This is a genomic window from Streptomyces sp. AC627_RSS907 (assembly GCF_019049165.1).
The window spans coordinates 1-642 of sequence record NZ_JAGMUE010001488.1; the positions used below are offsets into that span (position 1 = coordinate 1).

1 pseudogene is annotated in these 642 nt (G+C 75.2%); it reads left to right on the forward strand.

Annotation, left to right across the window (positions count from 1 at the left end):
- Window positions 1-642 (forward strand): annotated as a pseudogene (locus KUM32_RS42595) (MFS transporter); the annotation flags it as partial.

Below are 642 nucleotides of genomic sequence, written 5' to 3' on the forward strand. Positions count from 1 at the left end.
CGGCGCGTACACCGACGAGGTGGGCCGCGCGCTGTTCGGTGCCGCGGCCGAGCTGACCCGGCTGGCCGGCTGGATGGCGTTCGACACCGGCCAACAGGAGGCCGCGCAGCGCTACTACATCCAGGCGCTGCGGCTGGCCCGGGGCGCGGCCGATGTACCGCTGGGCGGGTACGTGCTCGCGTCGATGAGCCTGCAGGCCACCTACCGGGGCTTCGCCGACGAGGGCGTGGACCTGGCCCAGGCGGCCTTGGAGCGCAACCGCGGCCTGGCGACGGCGCGCACCATGAGCTTCTTCCGGCTGGTCGAGGCCCGCGCCCAGGCCAAGGCGGGCGACGGCCCCGCGTGCGGCGCGGCCCTGCGCGCCTCCGAGGGCTGGCTTGAGCGCTCCCGCGACGGCGACCCCGACCCGTCCTGGTTGGACTTCTACTCCTACGAGCGGTTCGCCGCCGACGCGGCCGAGTGCTACCGCGACCTGAAACTTCCCCGCCAGGTGCGCCGCTTCACCGAACGCGCGCTGGCCTGCCCGACCGAGGAGTTCGTGCGCTCGCACGGGCTGCGGCTCGTCGTGTCGGCCGTCGCCGAACTGGAGTCCGGCAACCTGGACGCGGCCTGCGCGGCGGGCACCCGCGCGGTGGAGGTCGC